Raw genomic sequence first — 19,281 nt, forward strand, 5'->3', positions numbered from 1 at the left:
CGGCTACTCAGAAGAACGTGCGAACAAGGTCGACCACGCGCGGGTTCGCCGCGTCGGCGTCATCGAGAACCGGGATCAGCCGCCATTTATCGAACGCGGTGCAGGGGTGCGAAAGCCCAAGACGCACAACCGATCCCACGGGCAGATCCGAAGCGCTCGCACCGGGCAGGCGAAGGAAGGTGTGCTGGTCGTTGAGCGCGCTCACGTGCGAGCCAGCGGGCAGACTGCCGCCAAACACCTGCTGCGGCACGGGAAGTCCCTCGTCGAACGGGAAGTCACGCTTCCCACCATCGAGCAACGCGAGCTCGGGTTCCGGCCGCGACACCACGCGAGCCCACCCGTGCATCGCCGCGCGCAAGCCCGGTTCGACGGCGGGCGCGGTGAGCGGCGAAATGCCCGCGTAGAACCCGTCGTCGTGCACGAGGTACGCCCCGCTGCGCAGAACGACCGTCGTTGACGCGTCAGCGAGACCGGCCAACTGTTCGACAACAAGGTCGGGATAGGCGCTCCCACCTGCGGTGACGACCGCGTGGCCGGGGTATTCGTCGGCGAGTTCAACGTGCAGCACCGCCATGTCGGCGAGGTAATCGCGCACGGCGTCAAGGCCCGCCGCACTGCGATCATGCGCGAGCGCGCCCTCGTACCCGCCAACACCAGCGAGTTCCAGGCGCTCAGCCGCCGAGACCGCCTTGGCGATCTCATGCGCTTCGGCGCGAGTGCGCGCACCCGTGCGGCCGCCCGGCGCGCCCAACTCAACAATCACCCGCACCGGCGGCCCGGCGGGGGCGTCGCGCAGGATGTCGTTCATCGACTCCACCGTCGCGACCGAGTCCGCCCAGCAATAACACTCGAAGTCGGGTCCCAGTTCGCCAGCGAGCCAGCGCAACCCAACCGGGTCAATGGCGGTGTTAGCCAACATGATTCGACTAACGCCGACCGACCGCGCGACCTGCACCTGCCACAGCGTGGCGAGCGTGATCCCCCACGCCCCAGCGTCGAACTGTTCGCGCCAGAGCTGCGGCGCCATCGTCGTCTTGCCGTGCGGTGCCAACGCGACGCCTGCCGCGGCGGCCCAGTCGGCCATGACAGCGAGATTGCTATCGAGCCTGCCGCGATCGAGCGTGAGCAACGGTGTGGCAAACGCGCCCATTCTCGGCTCGGCAACCAGAAAGTCGCGCACGGTTTCGCCCCACGCGGTTGGGGGCACGCTCTTGTCGTGCGGCCCGAGCGTCGCGTTGGCGAGGGCGTCAACGACGGCGTTGTCGATCGTCACAGCTTCCCTTTTCGCTATAGCGGATACCAATTGCACACTGCGCAACACCGGTTGCACTGTCTGTTAGTGCTCGTTATTGTGCATCTCAGAGACAGTGGTCGCAAGCACATAGGGGAAATCGGGTGACTCAGGTAACTAAAGTTCAGCCGCGGGCCGTCACCGTTGGTGAGGGCTTGGCCGTGCTGGTCGCCGCACCCGGCCCGTTGGAAGCGTCGGATTCCTTCGACCGGAGTGCCGGTGGCGCGGAGGCCAATGTCGCGACGGTGCTTGCGCAACTGGACGTTTCGGCGGCGTGGTTGTCGCGCGTTGGCGACGACGGGTTCGGCCGCTACCTCGTCGCCCAGCTAGCGGCGCGCGGAGTGGACGTGAACGCGGTCGCGGTCGACCCCGCTCGGCCGACGGGACTGTATGTGAAGGAACGCGGGGCCGGTACGGCGTCGCGGTACGACCTCGGTGGTGATTCCAGCCGCATGCATTACTACCGCGCGGGGTCGGCGGCGAGTGCGCTGTCGCCGGACGACCTCACGACTTCGGTTGCCCAGTCATTGCTGGCGACCGCTGACCTCATCCACTTCACCGGCATCACGCCGGCCCTTTCGCCATCAGCAAGCCAGCTCACCCGAGCGCTGCTCGCCCAGCCGACCACCGTCAGCTTCGATCTGAATTACCGTCCAGCCCTGTGGGATTCGCGTGATGCCGCGGACGAACTGGCCCACCACGTCCGCGGCGCCGACATCGTTTTGCTCGGTGCCGACGAAGCCGCTGACCTGTTCGGCACCGGCGAACCCGACGAACTCCGCGCGCTGTTCCCCGAGCCCGCGCAGTTGGTCGTCAAAAACGACAAGCATTCCGTCGTCGCCTTCGACGGCAAGGCGCATATCGAAGTCCCCGCGCTCGCCCTCACCGTCACCGAACGCATCGGCGCGGGCGACGCCTTCGCGGGCGGTTACCTCGCCGCGCACCTGCACGGCGCGGACGCGCGCACTCGACTCCGCTACGGCCACCTGTGCGCGGCCGCCGCGCTCACCGCACCGGGCGATTCCGCGAAAGTCCCGTCACCCCAACAACTTCAAGCATTAGCCGCGCTGGACGACCACGCCTGGGCCACGCTCCGCTACCCCGATGCCGTGAATGCGACGATGACGTCATGAGTCAAAGTGTGTCGCGCGCCCTTGTCGTTCTCATCGCGTTGAGCGAGGGCGCGCAGTCGCTTGACGACTTAGCGACGCGACTTGGCGTCCATAAGTCGACCGTGCTGCGCCTGCTGCAAACGATGGAAGCGCAACGGTTCGTGACCCACGACGACGCGCACCGCTACTCGCTGGGCACGCGGATGTTCGAATTGGCAAGTCACGCACTGGAAAGTCGCGACGTGCGCACCATCGCGCGCCCGCATCTGCGCGCGCTCGGCGCGGCGACCGGGCAGACCGTTCACCTCGCCGCATACGAGTCCGGCGACGCGGTCTACCTCGACAAAGTCGATGCGGCACAAGCGGTTCGGATGTATTCGCGCATCGGCCGCCCCGCCCCGTTGCACTGCACGGCCGTCGGCAAGATCCTCGTCTCCGCGCTGCCACCCGAAGAGTGGCCGGCCATCGCGGCGCGCCTCGACTATCACCCGTTCACCCCGCGTACCCTGCGAACGCCCGAGCAGTACCTCGCCGAGTTGGCGCTCGTCGCCAAGCAGGGTTTCGCCGAAGACCATGAGGAACACGAGAGTTTCGTCAACTGCGTCGGGGTCGGGATTCGCGACGGCTTCGGCGCGACCGTCGCCGCGATCTCGGTATCGGTGCCCGACATGCTGCTCGACCACGACCAAGTGCTAGCGCTGCTCCCCCAGGTGAAGGCAACCGCCGACGCCATTTCCGCCGAACTCGGTGCCGCACCGGCCCGAGCCGTCTTGCCAAAGAAGGGTTAACCATGTCTGAGAAGGTCGCCGTGCTTACCACCGCCGCGCCCGCGCCCGCGCACACGTTTTCGCAGGGCGTGCGCAAGGGGCCGTTCGTGCAGGTCTCGGGCCAGGGTCCGGTCGACCCGGAAACCAACGAGTACCTGCACCCCGGCGACGTCGCCGCCCAAACCACCCGCACTCTGATGAACGTGCGGGCCATCGTCGAAGCGGCGGGCGCGACCTTCGACGACGTGATGATGCTGCGCGTGTACCTCACCAAGCGCGAGGATTTCGCGATCATGAACGAGGCGTACGGCGAGTTCGTTGAGAAGCACACGACCAAGGGCGTTTTGCCTTCGCGCACCACCGTTTTCACCGGGCTGCCGCGCGAAGAGATGCTGGTGGAGATCGACGCGTTCGCCGTGGTCAGCGACTGATGTTGCGCTAGCGCGATATTCGCGGAAGCGGCGACGAGACACGCGGGCGTATGTTGTGATGGGTCACCCCGACCCCGGGGCCCGCACCAAACGCACTACCTCAAGGACTGTGTTTATGTCTCGTTTCGCCCGTCCGCTCGCTGTCGTCGCCGCCGCTTTCGCCGTCACCGCCCTTGGCGCTGGCACCGCTGCCGCAGCGACCCCGTCGGCCACCCCGATCGTTGGCTCGGCAACCATCTGCACCAGCATCCCGGTTGGCCCGGTCAGCATCAGCATCTGCATCTAATCCGGTTAGCCGGAGTTGCGGAGCGCGGTAGCCAGCCCATTCATCGTGAGCAGGATGCCGCGCTTCACCAACTCCGAATCGTCGCCCGCGCGCAGCCGGCGCAGTAGGTCGACTTGCAGTTGGTTGAGCGGTTCCAGATACGGGAACCGGTTGTGAATCGACTCGGCGAGCGAAGGGTTGTCGGTTAGCAGCTCGGCGTGGCCGGTCACGGCCTGATACATCGCGATCGTGCGGGCGTGTTCGGTGGTGATCATCCCGAAGATGCGGTCGCGCAGTTCCTCGTTCTCGACGAGGTTGGCGTAGCGCGCGGCGATGTCGAGGTCGGTTTTGGCCATCACCTGCGCCAAGTTGGAGAGCACTGTGCGGAAGAACGGCCACCGCTCGTACAGTTCCGACAGTTGCGCGAGGCGCGCGGGATCGTCGCCTACCCATTCGGCGAGCGCGGTTCCGGTGCCGTACCAGCCGGGCAGCATCACGCGCGCTTGACTCCATGCCATCACCCACGGGATCGCGCGCAGGTCAGCGACGGAATTCGTTGGTTTGCGTGAGGCAGGGCGGCTGCCGATATTGAGGTCGCCCACTTCGGCGACCGGGGTCGATTGCCGGAAGTATTCGACGAAACCGGGTGCCTCGTGGACGAGCCTGCCGTAGGCGGCACGGGCGAGGGCGGCGAGTTCGTCGAGGATTTCGTAGGCCGGTTCGGCGTCGGGGCCGAGACCTTCCACGTCGAGCAGGGTCGATTCGAGCGTTCCCGCGATGAGCGACTCCAAATTGCGGTGTGCCGCACCGCTTTCCGCGTATTTCGCGGCGATCACTTCGCCCTGTTCGGTGAGCCGCAGCGATCCGCGAACCGCGCCGACGGGTTGGGCGAGGATCGCGTCGTAGGACCGACCGCCACCGCGACCGACCGTCCCGCCGCGACCGTGGAAGAGCCGCAACCGAATTCCCGTTTCGCGTGCCACTTCGACGAGGTCGAGTTCGGCGCGGTAGAGCGCCCAGTTGGCGGCGAGGTAGCCGCCGTCTTTGTTGGAGTCGGAGTAGCCGAGCATGACCTCTTGGCGCATGCCTTGGGCTTGGATCAAATCTCGATAGACGTCGACTTCTAGTGCGCTCCTGAGTGTTTCGGCACCAGCCCTGAGGTCTTCGATCGTTTCGAAGAGGGGGACGATGCCGACCGGGCTCGACGGGCCGCTCGGGTCGAGGATGCCTGCTTCAGCAAGCAGCAGCGCGGCCTCAAGGAGGTCGCTGACCGAGGTGCACATGCTGATGATGTAGTTCGGGATCGCGCCGACGCCGAACGTGTCGATGACGTCTTTGGCTGCTTTGAGAACGGCAAGTTCTTTGGTCGCCAGTTCGCTCAACTGTGCTGTCGGGCCGAGAAGTGGTCTGCGCGTGTGGAGTTCGCTTCGCAGGAGGGCGACGCGCTCGTCTTCGGTGAGGCTCGCGTAATCGTCGTGGACGCCCGCCCACTTCAGGAGTTCGGCGACGACCTGTTCGTGTACTTCCGAATTCTGGCGCAGGTCGAGGCCTTGGAGGTAGAAGCCGAAGGTTTCGATGGCGTGGCGGAGATTGGCGAGTCTGCCGTCGGCGAGGAGACCGTCGCCGTTGGCGCGCATGGATTCATCGATGGCGTCTAGATCATCAAGAGCGGCTTGGGGATTCGCGTACGGGGCTGCTTGTGTCGACAAGGCCGCTTCGGGAAGTTCTGTCAACGCTTGTGCGGCCGTCGCACTCAGTCGGGCCCGAATGGCATGCAGCGCACGGCGATACGGTTCGTCGGCGAAGACCTTCGGGTCGTCGTAGCTCGCTTGGGCGAGGGCGGCGACGGGCGCGGTGACGTCGACGAGTCTGGCCGACTGCGCCAGTTCCTTTTCCAGTTCCGTCAGCTCGCGCAGGTAGCGGTCGAAGGCGTACGCCGACGCGCTTTCGGCGGCGAAGCGCACGACTTCGCCTGTGACAAAGGGGTTTCCGTCGCGGTCGCCGCCGATCCACGAACCTGGGCGCAGGATGGGGCGCGGGAGCAGGTCGGCGTCGGGCCAGCGTTCGCGCAGCGCGGTGCGGACCTGGGCGTTGATCGCGGGGATCACGTCGTAGAGGGTGAGGTCGTAGTAGCGAAGGCCGACGGCGATCTCATCTTGAATTCGCAAGCGCGCCAAGCGGATTAGCGCGGTGCGCCAGAGTGCGAGCATTTCGCGGCGGATTTGCAGTTCGGTCGCGGCGTAGTCGGGGTCGGTCGGGTCGAGGCGTCGCCGGGTGCGCATGTGCTCGGTGATTTTGGTTTGCACGTCGAAGACGGTGCGGCGGCGCGTTTCGGTGGGGTGCGCGGTGATGACCGGGGAAACGAGGGCGTCGGTGAGCAGGTCAGCGACGGTTTCGGCGTCGAGTTTCGCATCGTCGAGCTTGGCGTAGGTGGCTGCGAGGGAACTGTCCTGCGGCGGTTCGCCCGCTTGGATGTGGGCGGCGCGGCGACGGTCACGCTGGATGTCTTCGGCGAGATTGGCGAGCAGCACGAAGTAGCTGAACGCGCGAATGAGCGGCAGCGCGACTTCGGTTGGCGTGCCGTCGAGCATGTCGGCGACCGCGCTGCGCTCAACCTCGGCTCTGCGCACCCGGAACGCTTCGGTGCGGACGGCCTCGATGAGGTCGAACACTTCGGCACCCTCGTGGTCGCGGATGGTCTCGCCAAGGATCGACCCGAGGAAGCGAATGTCCTCCCGCAGCTCCCGGGTGGCTTCGGATACGGTCTCGATGCGTACGTCCTCGCCCATGATGAAACAGTATTGCCGCGCCCGGAGTTACGCGAGTTCAACCTGGCCGCGCTGGCGCTGTCGAAAAGCCCAGTAGGCTCGCCAAAGTGACACGCGCCCGGCATTCGTATCGCGGTTCCTCGGTGGCCGAACGGCAGGAGGAGCGGCGCGAGTTATTCCTCGCCGCGGGGCTTGAGGTGTTCGCGACGAAATCGTATGCGGGAAGTTCGCTGACCGATGTTTGCGCGGCGGCGGGATTGTCGCGTCGGCAGTTTTATGAGCTGTTTTCCGGGCGCGAGGAATTGCTTGTCGCGGTGTATGACCAGGTGCAGGGCCAGGCGCGGGAGGCGGTCGTTGCGGCGTTGTCGGCTGTTCCCGACGCGGCGTTGCCTTCGCTGATCGAGATTGCTGGCCGGGCGTACATCGAGGCGATCACGGCGGATCGGCGGCGGGTGCAGGTGGCGTTCGTTGAGATTGTCGGGGTGAGTCCGGCCGTTGAGCGACACCGTGCGGGGGTGCGTGACGAGTGGGGTCAGGTTGTCGCGGCGATTGCCGCTGGTCGACCGGAGGTGGTGACGCCGCCGGGCGGATGGCCGTTGGCGATGGCGGCGTTCGTTGGCGCGGTGAACGGGGCGGTGCAGCAGTGGAGCGCGGATGAGTCGCGGCCGCCGGTTGAGGCATTGGTTGCGATCTTCGCGAGGATGTTGACGGCTTTGACTGCGGATTGAGCCGCTTGGCAACTAAGTAGTTGCGATAGGCGTGGCATTTTCGTGCAGGTTCGCGTTTGGCGGCCCTGATTTCGGGGGTTTGCCCGCGAACGCGCACGTTTATGCCATGGTGGTCGCTTCACGTTGTGCCCGCTGTCGCCGGGCAGTGCTCCCATCGTGCGAGACGACGGCATTCAGCGTTGGGCGTACGTGAGGTTTCGTCGCCGCTTTGAGCGGGATAGGTCGGCTGCTGCCCGCTGTCTTGGAACCCTTCACGACTGCTGCAGTGCGGATTTCACGACTGAGCCCATTGCGATCCACACCACACCCGTGCCATAGTGCTTCACATTGAGACGATGGCGTCTCAATATCGCGCAAGGGTGGTTGTTATGAGGCGTTCCCGATGGTCTTTGCTGGTCGCGGGGCTATTTTCCGTTGTGGTCGCGGGGTGGCCCGCGAACGCTGAGCCCGTCGCGGTGACGCCGCCGGTCACGATTCCACTGCCGCCGGAGTTGGATGCCGGGTTCTACCTGCCCGCTGGCGACGTTGTTTCCGCTGCGGCGCCCGGGCAAATCATCGCCGCCCGGCAGGTGCGGATCGCGGACTTCGGGATCCTGCCCGTCGACGTCGACGCATGGCAGGTCTCCTACCGCTCCAATAACAGTCGCGACGAGGCGATTCCGGCCGTAGCGACCGTCATCAAGCCGCGCGGGGCGACACCGACGAAGTTGCTATCGGTGCAGCTCGCCGAGGATTCCACCGCTGGCTACTGCGCGCCTTCCTATGCGCTGCAACATCTTTCGCTCGCTGCCGTGGCGGGCCAGGTCGTCGTCCCCGCCGAATTCCTCTTCGCGCAGGCTGCCTTGTCGCAGGGGTGGGCCGTTGTCGTGCCGGACCATCAGGGCCCGAACTCGGCCTACGCCGCGGGCCCACTTGCTGGGCGAATCACCCTCGACGGCATTCGTGCGGCCACTTCCTTTGCGCCGCTTGGACTTTCACCGTCTGTTCCGGTTGGCCTATACGGCTACTCGGGTGGCTCGATCGCCACCGGGCACGCAGCCGAGTTGAAAGCCTCGTATGCTCCAGAACTGAATGTCGTCGGCGCGGCCGAAGGCGGCGTTGGTGCCGACCTCGGCGCGGCGTTGACGATGTCGAATGGTCAGGCAACGTCGGGTCTGGTGTTCGCCGCCGTCCTCGGTCTGGCGCGCGAATACCCTGATTTCGCAACCTATCTCCACCAGCGGCTCGACCCACTAGGGCAGGCGCTTGCGGTGCTCAAGTCCCCGCTCTGCGTGCAGTACCAGTCGACGTTGCTGCCGTTCCTCAACATGATCGGCATGATCGGTTCCGACGGAAATCCCCTCGACGACGCGCCCGTCGCAGCGGTGCTCGCCGACACCCGCATGGGCAAAACCGTCCCCGACATGCCGCTTTACCTCTGGCATTCGGCGTGGGACGAAATTCTGCCCTTGCACGCGACAAACACCCTGGTCGGCACCTACTGCGCCGACCCAAAGACCTCGCTCACCTACACGCGCGACCATGCGAGCGAACACGTGGTCGCCGAAGTCGTTGGCGGCCCCGCAGCACTGCTGTGGCTGCGCGACCGCCTTGACGGCGTACCAGCCCCGGATGGCTGCTCGACAACAGACGTCACGTCGATGCTCGGCGAGCCGGGATCGCTTGCGTTCCTTGGTGATTCGCTCGCCGCCAAGTACGCGACGTTCTTCGGGATGCCGTTGGGCAAGCGTTAGCCGTGGTGGTGCTGGCGCGCGTGGAAGCGGAGCTGGTTGCCCCACGGGTCGGTGAAGGCGCAGTCGCGACCGTAGGGCTGTTCGACGATCGGCTGCGCGACCGTGGCGCCTGCGTCTTTGATGCGGGTGAAGGTGCCGTCGAGGTCGTTGGTGTCGAAGATCAACGTGCCTTGCGCGCCACTGTCGAGCCGGGCTTGGCGCGCGGTTTGGTTGACCGGATCAGGCGACATCCCCGGCGTCTCCAGCAAAATCTCCAAATGCGGCTGGTCAACGGGCCCCACGGTGAGCCAGCGCTGATCGTCGGCGAACGGAATATCGGACCGGACTTGCAACCCGATGAGGTCGCGGTAGAAGGTGAGCGCTTCGTCCTGATCACCGATCAACAGCGCGACGTGCGTGAGCGCGAGGTCATCACCGTGGGACATGACTGGGTCTCCTTTAGCGATTGGCATCCAATGCGACAGCGTCGCCAAGCGTAGCGATGGGGTCGGACAGGTTCCGGATAACGCGCGCGGGATTGCCTGCGGCGAAGACGCGATCGGGCAGGTCGCGGGTCACGACTGAACCGGCGCCGACCACCACGTCGTCACCAATGGTGACGCCAGGACAGACAATGACCCCACCACCGAACCAGACATTGTTGCCAATGCGAATGGACTTCGCGGATTCCCAACGGTCCCTGCGCTTTTGGTGATCCTCCATCGGATGCAGCGCGGTAAGCAGCTGACAGCGCGGCCCGATGGAGCAGTCGTCGCCGATGGTGATGGGCGCGCAGTCGAGGAGGATGGCGTCGTAGTTGAGGAACGAATTGTGGCCGATCTCAATGAGATACCCGTAGTCGCACTGGAACCGCGGCATGATCCACGATCCTTCACCGAGCTTGCCAAGCAGCTTGGTGAGTACCTCGGTCCGGCGCTTTTCTTCATCAGGCCCGGTGCGATTGAACTCGTCGCAAAGCCGTTGCGCCCGTTGCCTTTCGGCAACAAGCTCAGGATCGGAGTCCCGATACAACTCCCCCGCCAGCATCCGCTGCTTTTGTGAACTCATGGAGTCGAGCGTATGGGTTTGCGGAAGTGGGGCGCCTCGTCACGGGCGACGGTCGACTCCGACACGCCCGGACACAGCGACACGACCCCCAATTCCCGCTGTTCATTGGCATTTTCGTGCACATTCGCGAGATTTGCCCCATATTTCTCGCTTAAGCCGCGAACTTGCACGAATATGCCAAGTCAGCCGACCCTAACCGCAACACCACCACCCCGTTTCGACCGTCAGCAGCAGAACTGCCTGACCCTGTCGGCACGGAGTAACGCAGAATCAACGCCCCAACCTCGGGCGATGGTTGTCTTCGGCGAAAACACTGAAGTTACGGAAGTACTCGCCTTCGTCTTCCTCCTTCGGAACGAAGATCGACTCTCGTCGCGCGCGGGTCAGCGGCGCAACCGGAAGTGCGCGATTAGGAGCGGGGTCCGGCACCGCTGCGTCAACGGGCGCGTCCGGTGCCCGGCCGTCGGGATCGCCGTCACCAGCGGTGCGAACCGCGTCACGATCAAGCGAACCGGGGCCGACCGTTCGGGCTTCCGACGGTGGATCGGCGGGGGCTAGGTCAGTATTCCGACGCATCTCCGCGTCCGCTCCGGGTAAAGAATCAGGCGTACCCAGGTCGGGCATATCCGCCAACAACACCTCCTCAATCGCCTCCCGCGCCCGCGCCAATCCCCGCGCATGCAGCGAAACGATCAACTCGACTAACGTCTGCGGCAGCATTCGCTGTCCAGCGTCCGATAGGCGAATGTCGCGGATCGCACCGTCAGCGGTGACCTCAACCGTGACGCAGCCCGTCGGGTCGGCGACGGAAATCCGCTGCTCGCTCAATGCGAAGGTGAGTTCGTCCAAGATCGCATCCCCCGTTCTTCCTGAACTTATGCGCAGGCAGTATGGCAGAATCTGCGCCGACAAGCCCGAATGGGAGTCGGCTTGCATCACGGAGGGGATTTCCGGTGACCGCGTTCGAATTCGACCCTGACCAGGTACGCACGCTGGGGCAGGGCTTCCATCAGTCGGCCAGCGACATCGCACTCGCCGATGTCGACGGCAATTCCGACCTCCTAACCGGCGCACTACCTGGCTCACTGACGGCCGCGATGTGCGGCACGGTCAGCGGGATCGCGGCCAACGCCCAGCGGTTGGTAGCCACTGATCTGCGCTCGCTGGGGCAGGGTGCGCTGGTTGCGGTTGGTGAGGTCACCGGCAGGGACGAGTCCGCGGCGACCGAGATCGCGCGGGGAGCACAGGGGGTCCGATGAACGCCGTCGCACCGATGACGATCTCGCGCGCTCGCAGCTGGAAAACCGAGACGCTCGGTTTGCATGGGGTCGCGTGGCAGTTGGCCGCGAAGAAGATCCGTGACGAGCAGACGGCGGTCGCTTCGAGCGCGGGGCAGTCCGATGCGTACTGGAAGCGCGAATCCGGCGACGCGATGCGCACCCGCGCACGGACCGTCGCCAGCGACACTGACAAGCTCGCCACCGCACTGTCGGCGGCTGGCACTGCGGCAACCGTTGCGGCACAAGACCTTTCGTCGCACCGTTTGGTTGTATTGAAATACGCCGACGACGCCCGCGCCAACCAGTTCGACGTCGCCGACGACGGCACCGTCACCCCCAGCGCCGCCATGTACGCGACGTTGGTTTCGCGCGTCGGCAAAACCAGCGCGACGCTGGCGTGGCCGAAGCTGGTCGACGCGGCCAAGGACCGCACCGTGACGCTCAAGCAGGCCTTAGCCGACCTGCTTGCCGCCGACGTGCGCGGGGAGTCGACCATCCGCGACGCCTTCAAAGGCCTTCCCCCTGTTGATGTTTCGACGGCGCCGATGAAGAAGGAAGACGCGCCGCCCGCGAACGCGAGCGTGGAAACGAACCGGCATTGGTGGAACAGTCTTACGACCGCGCAGCAGCAGGAGATGATCGAGAAGTACCCGGAGACGGTGGGTAACCGTGATGGGATTCCGGTCGATGCGCGGGATTCGGCGAACCGGAAACGGCTTCCCAGCTTGATCCTGGACGCTGAGGCTCATCAGCAGACCGTCGCAGCGCAGTACGGCACCAATAGCGACCAGTACAAGCTGGCCACGCAGAAACTCGACGACTTACGCAATGTCGAGACAGCTGCGGAAAAAATCAAGGGCGCCGACGCGCACAATCAGCGCTACCTGATGATGCTCGACACCACGACGGGCCGTAAGACTCGGGCTGCGATCGCGGTAGGTAACCCAGACAAAGCTGACCACGTGTCGGTGACAACCCCCGGCCGCACGACGACTACCGGGAGCCTGCCTGGGATGGTCAAGGAAGCGAACAATCTGCAGTACGAGGCGGAAAAGCAACTCCGGCTGCAGGGCAAGAACGACACGGTCGCCTCGATCGCATGGCTGGGCTACGACACTCCGCAGAATCCGAAAGCGATTACCGTCGGGGAACTCGCCGAAGCGGGAGTCGACACGGGCACAGCCGACCGAGCGGCAGAGGGCGCGAAGGCGCTCAACCAGTTTTACAACGGCCTCGAAGCGTCGCACGATGGCGGAAAAGCCCCGCACATTACCGCCGTCGGCCATTCTTACGGCTCGCTGACTACTGGCCTCGCGCTGCAAAATGGCGAGCACCCAGTCACCGATATGGTCGTGTACGGCTCACCCGGAGTCGGCGCGAATTCCCCGACCGAACTCGGTTTGGACAACGGCCACGCTTACGTGATGCGCGCCGACGACGACCTGATTAGGTGGGCGCAAGACGTTCCGAAAATCCTTGACTGGAACGGTGTTGCGCATCCATTGGTCGAAGATTGGCAGGACAATAACAACGGCGGATTTGGGTCCGACCCGGCTCGTAACCCGAATTTCACTCAACTCGAAACCCACGACTCGACCTCAACTGACGGACAGCATCGTCGACTCCCCGGTGCACATGGGCACAGCGACTATCCGCGATCTGCGGGCGGCACTGACGCCGACCCGCTCCCCCGAGTGACTACCTACAACGTCGCTGCCGTCGTAGCGGGACTTCCCGAGAATGCTATCCAGGTGCGTCGATGAAACTTTGGGTTCCCATTACAGCGCTAGCGACCGTATTTCTTACGACTGCGTGCGTGAATGTAATCGACCTTGTCGACCCGCCACAGTACCCACCGCCCAGCCAAGACGAATTGATCGCGGCGCGCGAGAAAATGGAGCGCATCCCGCGACTGGAGGAGGTCACGGCACAACTATTCCCGCATGTCGACGAAATAGTGGCCGTCATCAATCAGACGAATCCGCAGCTCCACGTGACCTCAGCGAACCTCCTTGATATGTGGCTCGATGCCGAAACCGTGCAGAAAACCAAGAGGGAACTTGGGGTCGACGACGTAGAACTCGACGCCTGCAGGGACTTGATCGCGCCCAAGGTCGGTGGCGTCGGACGCGGACGTGGCGCGCGCACGGCGGGAGAAATTTCGCCAGAGTCGTGGCAAGCGGTTCGAGCCAAAGTCATCAGCAGCGGCCGAGCCCTACAGATGACCGAGCGGATACCCTCGCCGCCAGCCAAAGGTGACGGTCCAACGCGCCGCTCGATCGAGATGTACGCGCCAGACGGGGCAAGTATCGAGGTCTACAACGAGTTCGTCGAGAACACGGGATGGGTAATAACTGTGGCCGGTGAAACCGGATGCCGAATTGCCAACGACCCGGCCAAGTTTGGCGTCACCATGACGTCCGTGCCGGGGAAACCTAAGTGATGGGGACAGCGATCGTGAAGAAGAATGCACTGCGGGGCCGCCGCTCGGCGCTGTTGGTTGGACCAGCGCTGGTCGCGTGCGCGGTGGGCGCGTGCTCGACGACACCAACAGATTCCCCGCCCACACCTGCGACGACCGTCGCCGCCAAGGCCGACTTCGACCCGTGCTCGGACTTGCCAGCTGCATACCTCCAGCGCGAAGGCCTCAAGCGCTTGGGTGAGCCCGAATCTCTCGACAACGGCACTCTCAAGACGCACGGCTGCGCCTACATCAGCCATGGCGGTCTCGGCTACGACGTTCGAATCGTTCGAACCACGACCACGCTCGATCAGATACGCGCGAAATTCCCAGATTCCTATCGAGAGGAGCAGTTTTCCGGTCGCCGCGGCGCGTTTTATTCACTGTTTCCCCGACAGCAGGATCGCGGCGAAAGCTGCGTGGTCAATGTCGAGACGCGGAACGGCAGCTTGGAATTCGATTTGTCAAATTCCAAGTCGACCGAAACGGGCAATATCGATAGCTGTGCATTGGTGCGAAATATCGTGACGGGCGTACTGCCCTATGTCCCAGCGGAGGCATGAGTTGAGCGCATTCAAAGACCTGACGACTCAGGCGCAGGCAGGCGCACTTGGCCTAAGCGCGGACCCATCCGCGTTCGTCAGCCTGGAAAAGGCGTGCATTGACCGCATTACCGCGATCGCTGCCATCAAGAAGAAGGTCCGAACCGTCGCCGATAACGAGGTGTGGGGCATCGGAGAAGGAGCCGCGGTTCTCACGTCGGCACAGACGATGGTGCGCCGGTTCCGGGAGAAGGGTGCCGACGGCCCAAATAACGCGCACGACGTCTTGGACGAACACCAGACGACCGCACGCGAAATGTTGACCTTGTTCCGGACGATTCGCCAGCGCCTTGAGGAAGCGGACTCTGCCTTCGCCGCGCAATTCAAGCAACTCGCAACTGCGGCGGGTATCGACACAGGGAGCGTGAAGTGAAAGCCTTCGACCCACCCTCAATCACCAACCCCGAAAACGTCGACCACCTAACCCACCAACAAATCATCGACGCCTTCAACGCCGTCATCAACGAAACCCACTCGATGGTCACTACCTGGCAGCAAAGCAAGGTCGACTTTCGCGAATCAACCGCTTCCTTCCTCGCCGCGATCCGCGCAGCGGCGGACGGCAAGTGGACCGGCGCATCCGCCGACGCCGCCATCACCGCAACCACCCACTACGCCGCCGCAGCCGACGACCTCGACGAACTCTTCGCCGACATGTCCAACGTCGTGAACAACACCGCGACCATCGCCGTCATGGCGAAGGCGTTCATGCCGAAAGTTGTTGCGGTAACGGCGAATCAAACCACGGATCCGCAGGAATACGACAAGCAGTCCCGCGAAGCGAAGGAAGCCCAGGACGAGGCGCGCCGGATCATGCGTGGCCGCTACATCGTCGGCTTCCAGCACCAGGACACCCAAATCCCGACGTTCCCGCCCGCAACCAAGGTGGTCGCCGCAGGTCCCGGCGCGGACGGTGGAAACCCTTCCGGCGCACCAGGTTCCAACGTGGTTGGCGTACCGGGTTCTTCGCCAAGCGCGCCGGGAGCGGGCCAGCCGGGCGCGAACCCAGCGCAACCGTCGCCAGACAGCACCGTCCCCGCCGGAGCGGACGAATCGCTCACCGGCGGCTCCCCGCAAAACGGCACCGACGACAGCAAAACCCAAACGGCAGGCACAACCCAATCCCCAAGCCAGCCAACAACTTCGACACCTGCCGACACCGCACGCCCGAACACTTCGCCCTCAACAAACCCGACCATCCCCGGCGCTCCGGGCGGCCGAGCTGGCACTCCATCGGGCGGTGCCCCGGGCGGCCGAGCAGGCACTCCATCGGGCGGCACCCCAGGCTCTCCCTCGCGCCCGCAGGTCCCGGGCTCGTCGATCGCAGCCCCGGGCGGCGGCGCGCAATCCTCCCCAGCCGCCGCCCGCGCGGGCTCCCCAGGCGCACACGGCGCGAGCGGCCCCATGGGCGGCGCGCCAATGGGCGGCCGACCCGGCGACGACAAGGAAAAGCAAGACCGAAAGGTCAACCTGGTGCACCCCGAAAACACCGAAGAACTGCTGGGCGTCATCAAGTTCGTCCCGCCCGTCCTCGGCGCGGACCCGACCATCGACGACGGTGACCGATGACAACCTGGATCTTCCCGATCGAGGATTTCGCCGCCCTCTGGTACGCCCCAGCGGCCGACCGAATGCTGTACCCGTTGGAATACCTGAGCCGGTTCAGTCACATGAACGAGTTGCTCGCGCACCGCGCGGAAGTGCGGCGCGAGTGGTCCGAGCAAGGGCGCTTAGACATGGACGAAGCCGAAAAGCTCACGCGCGCAAGGCAAATCCTCGTCGCTCCGGAAGCATGGACCGAGGTGAATGGCTTCGGCCAGGATGGTGCCATCCGCTTCACCGCGGCCCGCCACGCGAACCACTGCGCGACAGCGGAGCAGTCCGCCGACGGCGAACGCGTCCGACTTCGCCTGACCGCAGCCGAAAAACTCACCGCCGCGACAGCCGCGGCCCTGCCGAAATCGCCGCCCGGCACGCAACCCCCGGTCCGCTTCCACCAGGCCGACCTGGCACCGCAAGACCCGACGTTGGTTACCTATTCGAACGCCCGAACCCCCCGCGACCGCTACCGCCAGCTACGCCGCCAACCGTGCACGTCAGCGGGCACAATCCACCTTTTCGCAGGTCCTCGCGACACCCAGGGCGCGCCGCAAATCCCCGCAACGACCCTGGAATGGCACGACCGCCCGGGCGGCCGCTACCTCGAGTCGGGCAAGACCACACGCACCATCCGCCCAGGAACTCCCCGAGCAATCACGGAACACCTAACCCGCTACTTAGCCGAAATCCTGGCCGCCCGGGCCGACGACCGCTTCGGCGCGTACCCGTACTAGCACGCTGCCATCCGGGTAGCTTTTCGGGAGCCGGATGGCGTGACCGGACTTGTGGCCGTGAAGGGTCGTGAGCGGCCAGCCGCTGGGTCGTGAGCGCGCAGCCCCGCGACTCAGTGCGCAAGCAGGTCATCGACGCTACTCGCGTCAAAAATGTAGTCCAACCATCCTTGAACCCGCTCCCGCGAAGCACCGCGAACCGCCCCAACTACATTTGCTGGCACCTCCACCTGAAAGCGCTGCGCGATCTGCTTGAGCAGGGTCTCAGCGTCAGCCTCTGCCTTGGCCTCAGCCGCGATCTGTTCCGCCGTCGTCATCACTGCTTCCTTGGTTAAGTTCCCCCAGCAAGGCCATGCAACGCCTCCGTCAACGGGCGACCACTACTGACGCCGTTGTGAGCGCGTACCGCATCAGCGCGCAACCTCCCGGCTCAGTGCGCAAGCAAGTCGTCCACGCTGCTCGCGTCAAAAATGTAGTCCAACCACCCCTGAACCCGCTCCCGCGAAGCGCCGCGAACAACCCCAACCACGCTTGCCGACACTTGCACCTGAAAGCGCCGAGCGATCTGCTTGAGCAGGGTCTCGGCGTCAGCTTCCGCCGCAATCTGTTCCGCCGTAGTCATCACTGCCTCCTTTGCCACCGGGCCAATCTCCCCAGCGAGGCCGAGCAACGCCTCCGTAGACGTGCGGCCACTACTCACAATGTACGTCATGAACGCTTGAAGATCTTCCCTGGTCAGGTGCCGGAACAAGTCGATATCGGCGTGCAGAACAACGTGAAGTTGCTCGTTGCGGTAGACGACGCGTTGTGCGATCAGGAGTAGCCGCACTACGTCAGGGACTGGGCGCTTGCGCAAAACTTCGAGATCTACCGCGGCGACGTCTTCGAGCATGAACCGAAACCGCGGCAGATACGGTGCAAGGCGATCACGAGCCTCGACCGGCAGCCCACTGGTATCGATGAGGTCCGCCAACTCGGTCGGATCGGTCCACAAGTTGCCGTCCGGCCCCGTGTGCACGACGACGGGAATGAACAACGGCAACATTGTCGGGGACTGTTTCCGGTGATCGTCGAGATACTTGCGCCAGAACTGGGTCGCGTACTCGGCCATGCGCAAGGCCATGAACCTGTCGCCTCTCGCCTGGTGCTCGATCAGCAGGTACAGGAACACCTCCTCGTCAACGCCGATTAGTCGCGCGTGATAGAGCAGGTCGGTGAATCGTTCCTTCAACTTTTCGGAGACGAACCCGCCAGGCACCAGGCGCAATGTCGACCAATCAATGCATGCGGCAATCTCTTCGGGCAGGATGATCGCCAATTCGCTTGCGGCGTTGTCGGGTCGGGACATGATGCGGCGAAAAAGGGTGTCGTGCGGGTGATTCGGCTCGCCAGGCTCCTTCTTTTTGCTGGTCATGGCGGCGAGGCTAGCAGCGGGCACCGACAAGCAACGCGGGCAACCGCGTCGCGCTGATGAGCGACTACACCAGCGCGGCCCGAAACTCCGTCGGGCTCGTCCCCCGCAACCGCTTGAACGCCGCGCTGAACCCGAACGCATCGGAATAGCCGACGGACGTCGCCACCTGTGCCACGCTCCGCGCCGGGTCGGCGAGCAGTTCTTCCGCTTCCGCCATCCGCCACTCGGTGAGGTACGCGAGCGGCGGTTCGCCCATTACCTCGGTGAAGCGCCGCGCGAACAGTGCCCGCGACACCGCCGCCTCAGCGGCCAGGCTCGCCACGGTCCAGCGGTCGAAGGGCCGGCCGTGGATCGCGGTGAGGGCTGGTCCAACGACCGGGTCGGCCATGCCGCGATACCAAGCCGGCGCGTGGTCTTGCTGCGCGGAAAGCCAGCTGCGCAGGGTGCAGACGAGGGCCCAGTCGAAGAGTCGGTCCATGAGTGCTTGCGACCCAGCGCTGAGCTGAACCGCGTCGGCGGCGGAGTTTTCGAGCCATAAACACGTCTCGGCCTCCTCGTGGACAACGAGCACCTTCGGCAACGCGCTCAGTAGACGCTCATGCCGCCGGTCAGACGCGCGATAGGCACCGACGAGAAGCGAAGCCTCGCCTGGCACACCGGTTTTCGTCGGCGAGGGGATCAATTCCGGTGCGTCACAACCAAACCCACCCGGCACGAAACACGACAGTTCGTAGGCCTCGTGTGGTTGGTCGAGCGTGGCGGGGTCGTCGGCCAAGTGGAAGAGCTCTTCGGCCTGCACAAGGGCGGTGTCTCCCGCGTTCAGGATCGTGTGTGACCCGTCGGCGAGCACGAGTGTGCCGCCGCCGTGCAACACGGTGACCATGACAAGCGGGACGCGGTCGGCGAAGCGAATCGTCCACGGCGACCGCAAAACGGCATGTGCCACAACCGATCCCGACGCGCGAATGCCACTCAACAACGAACTCAACGGGTCCACTCCACCAAGATAGACGAATTCCTATCAACGGGAGATGATCACCCATAGATCGTCC

The 19,281-nt window shown here is 64.6% G+C and carries 21 protein-coding genes; 13 read left to right on the top strand and 8 right to left on the bottom strand.

All coding sequences use genetic code 11. From position 1 onward, the window contains the following. Positions 1-7 precede the first annotated feature (7 nt). On the bottom strand, positions 8-1,273 hold the full coding sequence (locus tag IEX78_RS22205; RefSeq protein WP_188831002.1) for a type III PLP-dependent enzyme domain-containing protein: 1,266 nt from the start codon (positions 1,271-1,273) through the stop codon (positions 8-10). Between the two features lie 122 nt (positions 1,274-1,395). Between IEX78_RS22205 and IEX78_RS22210 the strand changes: the two genes are divergently transcribed. The 4 genes from IEX78_RS22210 (at position 1,396) to IEX78_RS22225 (ending at position 3,887) form a co-directional block, all read left to right on the top strand. Beyond that, complete coding sequence (locus tag IEX78_RS22210; RefSeq protein WP_188831003.1) at positions 1,396-2,424, top strand: sugar kinase; 1,029 nt, start codon at positions 1,396-1,398, stop codon at positions 2,422-2,424. Then, a complete protein-coding gene (locus tag IEX78_RS22215) occupies positions 2,421-3,191 on the top strand; it encodes an IclR family transcriptional regulator (RefSeq protein WP_188831004.1) in 771 nt (256 codons plus the stop codon). The genes IEX78_RS22210 and IEX78_RS22215 overlap by 4 nt, the downstream gene beginning before the upstream one ends. 2 nt (positions 3,192-3,193) lie before the next feature. Beyond that, positions 3,194-3,601, top strand: coding sequence for a RidA family protein (locus IEX78_RS22220; RefSeq protein ID WP_188831005.1), 408 nt, complete (start codon positions 3,194-3,196; stop codon positions 3,599-3,601). 115 nt (positions 3,602-3,716) lie between these two features. Then, positions 3,717-3,887, top strand: a complete 171-nt coding sequence (locus IEX78_RS22225) for a hypothetical protein (protein ID WP_188831006.1) — start codon at positions 3,717-3,719, stop codon at positions 3,885-3,887. A gap of 5 nt (positions 3,888-3,892) precedes the next feature. Here the strand turns inward: IEX78_RS22225 and ppc are convergent, their stop codons facing one another. After that, on the bottom strand, positions 3,893-6,655 hold the full coding sequence (gene ppc, locus IEX78_RS22230; RefSeq protein WP_188831007.1) for a phosphoenolpyruvate carboxylase: 2,763 nt from the start codon (positions 6,653-6,655) through the stop codon (positions 3,893-3,895). An 86-nt stretch (positions 6,656-6,741) separates the two neighbouring features. Between ppc and IEX78_RS22235 the strand changes: the two genes are divergently transcribed. Both IEX78_RS22235 and IEX78_RS22240 read left to right on the top strand, forming a co-directional pair. Continuing rightward, the gene (locus IEX78_RS22235) at positions 6,742-7,362 is read left to right on the top strand and encodes a TetR/AcrR family transcriptional regulator (RefSeq protein WP_188831008.1); all 621 of its coding nucleotides are present in this window, start codon (positions 6,742-6,744) and stop codon (positions 7,360-7,362) included. A 368-nt stretch (positions 7,363-7,730) separates the two neighbouring features. Continuing rightward, entirely contained in the window at positions 7,731-9,095 is a 1,365-nt protein-coding gene (locus tag IEX78_RS22240) for a lipase family protein (RefSeq protein ID WP_188831009.1), read from the top strand. On the opposite strand, the gene IEX78_RS22245 is transcribed toward IEX78_RS22240, so the two are convergent. From IEX78_RS22245 to IEX78_RS22255, 3 genes are all read right to left on the bottom strand, one after another. After that, positions 9,092-9,520, bottom strand: a complete 429-nt coding sequence (locus IEX78_RS22245; protein ID WP_188831010.1) for a VOC family protein — start codon at positions 9,518-9,520, stop codon at positions 9,092-9,094. The genes IEX78_RS22240 and IEX78_RS22245 overlap by 4 nt on opposite strands. A 13-nt stretch (positions 9,521-9,533) precedes the next feature. After that, the gene (locus IEX78_RS22250; protein ID WP_188831011.1) at positions 9,534-10,142 is read right to left on the bottom strand and encodes a sugar O-acetyltransferase; all 609 of its coding nucleotides are present in this window, start codon (positions 10,140-10,142) and stop codon (positions 9,534-9,536) included. A gap of 270 nt (positions 10,143-10,412) precedes the next feature. Continuing rightward, a complete protein-coding gene (locus IEX78_RS22255; RefSeq protein WP_188831012.1) occupies positions 10,413-10,991 on the bottom strand; it encodes a YbaB/EbfC family nucleoid-associated protein in 579 nt (192 codons plus the stop codon). A gap of 104 nt (positions 10,992-11,095) precedes the next feature. On the opposite strand from IEX78_RS22255, the gene IEX78_RS22260 reads away from it, so the two are divergent. The 7 genes from IEX78_RS22260 to IEX78_RS22290 all read left to right on the top strand — a co-directional run bounded on the left by IEX78_RS22260 (position 11,096) and on the right by IEX78_RS22290 (position 16,818). Next, positions 11,096-11,401, top strand: coding sequence for a hypothetical protein (locus IEX78_RS22260; protein ID WP_188831013.1), 306 nt, complete (start codon positions 11,096-11,098; stop codon positions 11,399-11,401). Positions 11,402-12,312: 911 nt separating this feature from the next. Then, positions 12,313-13,185: an alpha/beta hydrolase gene (locus tag IEX78_RS24815; RefSeq protein WP_373291646.1), complete on the top strand. Its 873-nt coding sequence runs from the start codon at positions 12,313-12,315 to the stop codon at positions 13,183-13,185. 53 nt (positions 13,186-13,238) lie between these two features. Next, positions 13,239-13,865 carry an LppA family lipoprotein gene (locus IEX78_RS22270; protein ID WP_188831015.1) on the top strand — a complete coding sequence of 209 codons (627 nt, stop codon included), beginning with the start codon at positions 13,239-13,241 and terminating at the stop codon, positions 13,863-13,865. A 14-nt stretch (positions 13,866-13,879) separates the two neighbouring features. Beyond that, positions 13,880-14,446, top strand: coding sequence for a DUF3558 domain-containing protein (locus IEX78_RS22275; protein WP_188831016.1), 567 nt, complete (start codon positions 13,880-13,882; stop codon positions 14,444-14,446). 1 nt (position 14,447) lies between these two features. Further along, on the top strand, positions 14,448-14,858 hold the full coding sequence (locus IEX78_RS22280) for a hypothetical protein (protein ID WP_188831017.1): 411 nt from the start codon (positions 14,448-14,450) through the stop codon (positions 14,856-14,858). Next, positions 14,855-16,054, top strand: coding sequence for a hypothetical protein (locus tag IEX78_RS22285; protein WP_188831018.1), 1,200 nt, complete (start codon positions 14,855-14,857; stop codon positions 16,052-16,054). The genes IEX78_RS22280 and IEX78_RS22285 overlap by 4 nt, the downstream gene beginning before the upstream one ends. Further along, a complete protein-coding gene (locus IEX78_RS22290) occupies positions 16,051-16,818 on the top strand; it encodes an ESX secretion-associated protein EspG (RefSeq protein WP_188831019.1) in 768 nt (255 codons plus the stop codon). The genes IEX78_RS22285 and IEX78_RS22290 overlap by 4 nt, the downstream gene beginning before the upstream one ends. Before the next feature lie 110 nt (positions 16,819-16,928). Here the strand turns inward: IEX78_RS22290 and IEX78_RS22295 are convergent, their stop codons facing one another. From IEX78_RS22295 to IEX78_RS22305, 3 genes are all read right to left on the bottom strand, one after another. Beyond that, entirely contained in the window at positions 16,929-17,132 is a 204-nt protein-coding gene (locus IEX78_RS22295) for a hypothetical protein (RefSeq protein WP_188831020.1), read from the bottom strand. Positions 17,133-17,245: 113 nt separating this feature from the next. Continuing rightward, positions 17,246-18,229, bottom strand: a complete 984-nt coding sequence (locus IEX78_RS22300) for an Rpn family recombination-promoting nuclease/putative transposase (RefSeq protein ID WP_188831021.1) — start codon at positions 18,227-18,229, stop codon at positions 17,246-17,248. 64 nt (positions 18,230-18,293) lie between these two features. Further along, positions 18,294-19,226: an AraC family transcriptional regulator gene (locus IEX78_RS22305; RefSeq protein ID WP_188831022.1), complete on the bottom strand. Its 933-nt coding sequence runs from the start codon at positions 19,224-19,226 to the stop codon at positions 18,294-18,296. Positions 19,227-19,281: the final 55 nt, after the last annotated feature.

It is taken from the genome of Nocardia camponoti (genome assembly GCF_014646135.1).
Taxonomy (GTDB): domain Bacteria; phylum Actinomycetota; class Actinomycetes; order Mycobacteriales; family Mycobacteriaceae; genus Nocardia; species Nocardia camponoti.

Bases quoted from the DNA above. Each gene is read 5' to 3' on its own strand.
- IEX78_RS22215 (WP_188831004.1), top strand. From the start codon at position 2,421: ATGAGTCAAAGTGTGTCGCGCGCCCTTGTCGTTCTCATCGCGTTGAGC.
- IEX78_RS22220 (WP_188831005.1), top strand. From the start codon at position 3,194: ATGTCTGAGAAGGTCGCCGTGCTTACCACCGCCGCGCCCGCGCCCGCG.
- IEX78_RS22225 (WP_188831006.1), top strand. From the start codon at position 3,717: ATGTCTCGTTTCGCCCGTCCGCTCGCTGTCGTCGCCGCCGCTTTCGCC.
- ppc (WP_188831007.1), bottom strand. From the start codon at position 6,655: ATGGGCGAGGACGTACGCATCGAGACCGTATCCGAAGCCACCCGGGAG.
- IEX78_RS22240 (WP_188831009.1), top strand. From the start codon at position 7,731: ATGAGGCGTTCCCGATGGTCTTTGCTGGTCGCGGGGCTATTTTCCGTT.
- IEX78_RS22245 (WP_188831010.1), bottom strand. From the start codon at position 9,520: ATGTCCCACGGTGATGACCTCGCGCTCACGCACGTCGCGCTGTTGATC.
- IEX78_RS22250 (WP_188831011.1), bottom strand. From the start codon at position 10,142: ATGAGTTCACAAAAGCAGCGGATGCTGGCGGGGGAGTTGTATCGGGAC.
- IEX78_RS24815 (WP_373291646.1), top strand. From the start codon at position 12,313: ATGCTCGACACCACGACGGGCCGTAAGACTCGGGCTGCGATCGCGGTA.
- IEX78_RS22290 (WP_188831019.1), top strand. From the start codon at position 16,051: ATGACAACCTGGATCTTCCCGATCGAGGATTTCGCCGCCCTCTGGTAC.
- IEX78_RS22295 (WP_188831020.1), bottom strand. From the start codon at position 17,132: ATGACGACGGCGGAACAGATCGCGGCTGAGGCCAAGGCAGAGGCTGAC.
- IEX78_RS22300 (WP_188831021.1), bottom strand. From the start codon at position 18,229: ATGACCAGCAAAAAGAAGGAGCCTGGCGAGCCGAATCACCCGCACGAC.